A 6,460-nucleotide genomic window follows, 5' to 3' on the forward strand; every position below is an offset into this window, starting at 1 on the left:
GGCCGAGCCGCAGGTCGGTCAGGCCGAGCGGCTGCGTGCCGGTTTCGTCGGTCACCGAGAGATCGCCGCGCACGCGCTCGAGCACGATGTCGGCGCTGAACTCGGCCGCCTGGTGCACGACGATCCTGCCGCCGATCTGCAGGTCGCCGCCCCAGCCGAAATCCGGCTGCAGCCGGCGCAGCAGCGGTGCGATCGCGACCGGCTGCAGTTCGGCCTGCACGTCGAGCTGCTGCGTCTGCACGCCCTGGCCGGCCTGCCAGCGGATGGCGTCCCAGCGCAGCCCGGCGCCGAGGATGTCGGCGCGGCCGGCCGATACGTTGACCGACGGCGCGTCGCCCGCCTGCACCTCGACATCGACGTTCTGCGCCAGCAGCCACGGCGTGCTGCCGGGCTGGCTGCTGCGCACCTCGGCCTGCTGCAGCGTGCCCTTCCAGTTCAGCGGGGTCGGCGGCTTGCCGGCGGTGTTGCCGATGGAAGGTCGCGGTGACGTGCCGTCGAACGGCGCGCCGGTGAGGCTGCCGCGGGCGGTCACGAGCACCAGCGTGCGGCCGGTGGCGGGAGAGGGGGCCRAGGCGGCCGCTGCAGCCGCGGGCGGGGCGCTGGCTGCCGCGGAGGCCGCAGCAGATGCTGCAGCGACGGGGCGAGTCGCCGCAGGCGCGCTGGCCGCTCGCGCAGCGGGTGGCGGCTGCACGCTGTCGACCCAGGCCGGCGGCAGGGCCTTCAGCTCGCTGCGCCAGTTCAGCGTGTGCGAGCGGGCCGTGCCCTGCAACTGCAGCCGGCTGCTGTCGAGGCCCTGGCCGCGCCAGGCGCCCTGGGCGATGTCGGCGCTGAGCTCCAGCGGCGCATCGGCGCTGCTGCCGGCCTGCCAGCGCAGGTCGGCCCGGCCGACCGCCAGCGGGCCGGCGCGCAGCGTCGCGAGCTTGCCCTGGCCCTGCGTCTTCACGTCGGGCCAGCGGCCGGTCAGCTCGGCCTCGCCGTTGAAGCTGCCGTTCAGGCCTTCGAGCAGGCCGGAGGCCTGTGCGCCGGGCAGCAGCTTCAGCAGCGGCTGCAGGCGCGCCAGCACCGGCGCGCGGGCATCGACATGCCAGCGATCGGCCGCGCCGCGCGCATCGGTGGCGAGCGTGCCTTCGGCGTTCAGCGCGTTGCCGCCGGCGTCGAGTTTCACGCTGGCGGCGAACGGCGCGCCGGCGCTCGGGTGGTGCAGCGCGAGGTCGCCCCGCAGCGGCACGCCGGCCAGCACGCTGTCGCCGATCACCGCGCTGATGTCGCCGCGCAGCGCGGCCAGGCGGTCGAGCAGCGTCGCACCGCGCGGGGCCGGGGCGGTCACGCTGTCGGGCACCGTCACGGCCAGCTCGCCCTTCACGTTCAGCCGGTGCGGCCCGAGGTGCCAGCTCGATTCGGGCGGCCCGGGAAACCAGGCCRCAGGATCGAAATCGACCAGCGCGCCTTTCGCCTTGGCCTGCCACTGAGCCGCACCGCGCTCGGCGCTGCCGCTCAGGCTGGCCTGTGCCGCGCCGGCGGAGGCGCGCAACTCGCGCAGCTCGATGTGCCGCTCATCGCCTTGCGCATCCACCTTCAGCTGCACCGCGCGCGCCGGCTGCAGCAGCTGGCCCTTCAGGTCGACCAGCGCCTTGAAGCTCGGCGGCTGTGCGCTGCCGTCGGGCAGCGGCGGGTGGGTCTGGCCGGACAGGGTGACGGGGCCGCCGAGCGTCATCGCCGGCAGGTTCGGGTCGAGCTCGGACGGCGCGATCTTGTCGAGCGTCGCGTTCAGCTCGAAGTTGCCGCCGTCGACGCGGCCGGTGCCGCTGACGCTGCCGGCCGGCTTGGCGGTGCCGGCGAGCACCGCTTCGAACGCAGCGAGCTCGAACTGCCGCGGCTGGTCGGCGCGTCCGCGCACGTCGAAGCTCAGCTGGCGCAGCGGCAGGCGCTGCTGGTCCCAGCGGCCGGGGGTGTCGTTGCGCAGCGTGCCGCGCGCGGCGAGGCCGCCCTGGCCGGCCTTCGCATCGGTGGGGGCGATCGAGACCGTGCCGCTCAGCGCGGTGACGGGCGCGCTGGTCAGCAGGGCCGACAGGTCGAGCGCCTGCGTGCTGGCATCGACCTGCGGCAGCGGCCAGCTGTCCCACGGCGCGACGGTGGCGGTGGCGTCCAGCGACTGCCCTTGCGCGCGCAACGCGGCCTTGGCATTGAAGCGCGCGAGCGGGCCCTTCGCCGACAGGCCGGCATGCCAGTCGTTGCGCAGCGATTTCGCCCAGGCCGGCAGCGTCGGCAGGGCCGCCTCGCTGCCGCTGCCCTGCACGCCGGCCAGCTGCAGCTCGAGCGGCATGTCGCCGTCGGCGCCGATCTGCGCGCGGCCGGTGACCTGCAGCGCATCGAGCCGCAGCGAGACACCGCTGACACGGTGCAGCGCGCCGCGCTCGGCGCCCAGCGCGACCTTGGCGGCGATCTCGCGCAACGGATGCGCCTCCAGCCCCGGCACCAGCAGCGTGCCGACCGTCAGCTGGTCGACGTACACCTCGACCGGCGAGCGCAGCGAACTCGGCAGACCCGACGGCTTGGCATTCGGATCGCTGGGGCCGATCTGCACCGTGACGCGCTCGGCCGACATCGCATCGGCATGCACCGCCGCCCACGAACGCGGGTAGGGCGTGAACGACAGCGAGAGGCCGCGCCAGCGCAGCGCGTCGATCACGATGCGGTCGTGTTCGCCGAGCACGACGACGACCTGCTTCGCGCTGAAATCGCCGACCAGCGAACCGCGTGGCTCGCTGACCTGCAGCAACGGCAGCGAGCGTGCGACGTTGCCGAGCAGCCACGCGGTGCCGCTCTCGCTGCCGGCCGCCCACAGCGCGGTGCCGACCAGCGCGGCCGGCAGCACGATCAGCAGCACGAAGCCGATGATCAGCAGCGCGACCCACCAGCGGCGTCGGCGCAGCGGTTTGGCGGGGGGCGTGGCTTCGGTGTCGTCGCTCATGCGAGTTCTAGAAGGCGATGCCGACGCTCAAATGGAGGCGGTTCTCGTCGACCGCCTGGCCGTGCGCATAGTCGATGCGCAGCGGCCCGACCGGGCTGCGCCAGCGCAGGCCGACGCCGTAGCCGTAGACCGAGTTCACGTGGCCCCAGGTGTCGGACGCGTTGCCGCCGTCGGCGAACACCGCCCACCACAGCGAGGGCATGCGCGGCGAGATCGGGCGGGCCAGTTCGATGCTGCTGGTCAGCAGGAAGCGGCCGCCGTAGAGCTCGCCATCCTTGATCACACCCAGCGAGCGGTAGGCGTAGCCGCGCACCGAGTCGTCGCCGCCGGCGCGGAACAGCAGCGCATCCGGGATGCCGACATCGGGTTTCGCGAACACGCCGCCGGCCTCGACCCGCGCCTGGCCGTACCAGCGCTGGCCGAGCGGCCAGTAGCCGGTCAGGCGGCCGTAGGTGCGGCCGAACGGGCCGTTGCTGGCGAAGTTGTTGATGGCATAGCCGCCGGCCGCCTGGATCGAGGCGGTCAGGCCCTTGGTGGGCAGCAGGATGCTGTCGACGTCGCGCCAGACCCAGTTGTAGTTCTGCGAGACGGCGCGGCTGTCCTGCTCGGCGGTGTCGTTGGTGAGCTTCGAGTCGAGCACCTCGACGAAGATCAGCCGCTCGATGTGCTCGGTGTCGAGCGAGCGGCCGACCCGCACGCGCGAGTTCAGCGTGATCGCGCCGGCCGAGTCGAGCCGCGAGATGCTGGTGGCGATCAGGTTGCGGTACTGGCCGTCGGTCGGGTTCGACGTGAGGTCGGCGTCCCACGAGCGCAGGTCGCGGCCGAGTTCGAACTTGTTGTGCAGTTGCGCGTTGAAGCCGAACGGCCGGCGGTGCCGGTGCTCGAAGGTGAAGCGCCCGCCGGTGTTGTCGCTGTAGCCGATGCCGAAGGTGGCCTGCTGCAGCGTCTGCTCGCGCACCCGCACCGTCACCGGCGTCGCCGCGGCAACCGCCGGATCGGGATCGATCTCGACCGAGACGCCCTCGAACAGCCCGAGCTTGCCCAGGCGTTCCTGGAAATCGAGGATGCGCTTCTCGGTGTAGGGCGTGCCGGGGCCGAAGTCGGCGAGGTTGCGGATCGCGCCTTCGTCGTAGCGCTGCAGGCCTTCGATGCGGAGCTCGCCGAGGTGGAACAGCGGGCCGCTGTCGAGCACCGCGGTGATGCTGGCCTTCTGCGTCGACGCGTCGACGCGTGCCTCGGTGCTCTTCCATTGCGCGGCCGGGTAGCCGTCGGCGCGCAGCCGGGCCACGGTCTCGTTCTTCGCCTCGCCCCACAGGCCCTGGCGGAACGGGCGGCCGAGCTTCAGCGGCCACTGGTCCTCGAGGCGGTCGAAGGTCTCGCGCGCGGCCGGATCCTTGGCATCGAGGCCCTTCTTCAGCTCGCCTTCGATCTGCAGGTCCCAGTGGTCGACGCGGGTGCGCGGACCGACCTGCAGCACCAGCTTGATGACCGGCAGGCCTTCGGGCGTCTCGCTGCGCTCGACGGTGGCTTCGGCGTTGAAGTAGCCCTCGGTCTCGACCAGCGTCCTGGCCTGGGCCGGCGCGGCCGCGGCGAGGCGGTCGAGCTCGGCACGGGTGATGCCTTCCTGCGTCGACGACTGGAAGCGGCCGAGGTCGAGGTAGGTGGTGAGCAGGGCCTTCAGGTCGTCGGGGGCCTCGATCTCGAGCCGGTAGGCGACGAAGGCCGGAGCGGACGCGGCCGCCGCCGGTGCAGCAGCGGCGGCCGGGGGAGATTCGGGCTTGCTGCCGTCGTCGCTGCCGGGCTTGAAGATCGCGCAGCCCGACAGCGAGATCGACAGCGCGAGCCCGGCGGCCAGCAGGGGCGGTGCGGGCACCCTCATTTGCTCAGCAGCCGCATGGCACCTTCGAGGCCTTGCAGCGTGAGCGGAAACATGCGCTGGTTCATCAGCTGGGCGACGATCGAGATGCTCTGGCGGTAGCCCCAGACGCCTTGCGGCTCGGGGTTGATCCACGCGAATTTGGGGAAGGCATGCGTGAGGCGCTGCAGCCATTCGGCGCCGGCCTCCTCGTTGTTGTATTCGACGCTGCCGCCGGGCTGCAGGATCTCGTAGGGGCTCATCGTCGCGTCGCCGACGAAGATCAGCTTGTAGTCCTTGTTGTACTTGCGGATCACGTCCCAGGTGGAGAATTTCTCGCTGTAGCGGCGGCGGTTGTTCTTCCACATGAAGTCGTAGACGCAGTTGTGGAAGTAGTAGAACTCCAGGTGCTTGAACTCGGCCTTGGCGGCGCTGAACACCTCTTCGACGCGGTGGATGTGTTCGTCCATCGTGCCGCCGACGTCCATCAGCAGCAGCACCTTCACCTTGTTGTGGCGCTCGGGGACCATCTTGATGTCGAGGTAGCCGGCGTTGGCGGCGGTCGAGCGGATGGTGTCGTCGAGGTCGAGTTCCTCGTCGGAGCCTTCGCGGGCGAAGCGGCGCAGGCGGCGCAGCGCGACCTTGATGTTGCGGGTGCCGAGTTCGAGCGAGTCGTCGTAGTCCTTGAACTGGCGCTGGTCCCAGACCTTCACGGCGCTCTTGTTGCGGGACTTGTCCTGCCCGATGCGGATGCCTTGCGGGTTGTAGCCGTAGGCGCCGAACGGGCTGGTGCCGCCGGTGCCGATCATGCGGTTGCCGCCTTCGTGGCGTTCCTTCTGTTCCTCGAAGCGCTTCTTGAGCGTCTCCATCAGCTCGTCCCAGCCCATCTTCTCGATCGCGGCCTTGTCCTCGGGGCTGAGTTCGAGCTCGAGCTTCTTCTGCAGCCAGTCGAGCGGGATGTCCTGCGTGAAGTCGGTGAGCAGCTCGACGCCCTTGAAGTAGGCGGCGAAGGCGCGGTCGAACTTGTCGAAGTTGGCCTCGTCCTTGACGAGCGTGGTGCGGGCGAGCAGGTAGAACTTGTCGACGCTCGGGCCGCCTTCGTCGTCGATCACGCCGGCTTGCAGTGCTTCGAGCAGCGTCAGGTATTCCTTGACGGAGACCTTCAGCTTGGCGGCGCGCAGGGTGAAGAAGAAGTTGGTCAGCATGGCGGGCTGGGCGCGGCGTACCGCGATGAAACTACGGCGTATTGTGACTTCGTCTGCGCGCACCGTCCTCGTGCGCATACCCCATTGTTGCGGTGCGGCATTCCGGTTGTCCTACGGGGGCTTCTTGCATGATGTTCCGGCTGACATCCATGCCTCTGCTTGTGACATGAAGTTTCCGGCGCGCAAGTGCTTCCTGATGACGATGCTGATGGTGGGGGCCGCTGCTGACGCTGGGGCGGCGCCGCCGGTGCCGTGCCGCGCGGATCCGTTCGCCGACGCCGGCCCGGCCGACCGCGAGGCGCTGCTGTTGCGGCGCTGCGGCGGCGAGCGCATCGACTGGCGCGTCGAGACACCGCGCGCGAATCCGACCGACGTGGGCCCGAGCCAGCTGCGCTCGCGGGTCGAGACCAGCACGACCGAGACGCTGGG

Annotated in this window: 3 protein-coding genes and 1 pseudogene; 1 reads left to right on the plus strand and 3 read right to left on the minus strand. The window is 71.0% G+C overall.

All coding sequences use genetic code 11. From position 1 onward, the window contains the following. The 3 genes and pseudogenes from AC1D15_RS14110 to AC1D15_RS14120 all read right to left on the minus strand — a co-directional run. Positions 1–2,971: pseudogene (locus AC1D15_RS14110) on the minus strand (AsmA family protein); the annotation flags it as partial. A 7-nt stretch (positions 2,972–2,978) separates the two neighbouring features. Then, positions 2,979–4,844, minus strand: a complete 1,866-nt coding sequence (locus tag AC1D15_RS14115) for an autotransporter assembly complex protein TamA (RefSeq protein ID WP_477826477.1) — start codon at positions 4,842–4,844, stop codon at positions 2,979–2,981. A gap of 2 nt (positions 4,845–4,846) precedes the next feature. After that, positions 4,847–6,031 carry a vWA domain-containing protein gene (locus AC1D15_RS14120; protein ID WP_477826478.1) on the minus strand — a complete coding sequence of 395 codons (1,185 nt, stop codon included), beginning with the start codon at positions 6,029–6,031 and terminating at the stop codon, positions 4,847–4,849. Between the two features lie 166 nt (positions 6,032–6,197). Here AC1D15_RS14120 and AC1D15_RS14125 point away from each other — a divergent pair. Beyond that, on the plus strand, positions 6,198–6,460 hold a 263-nt coding region (locus tag AC1D15_RS14125), incomplete at its 3' end, for a hypothetical protein (RefSeq protein ID WP_477826479.1).

It is taken from the genome of Rhizobacter sp. P2_H2, assembly GCF_056403375.1.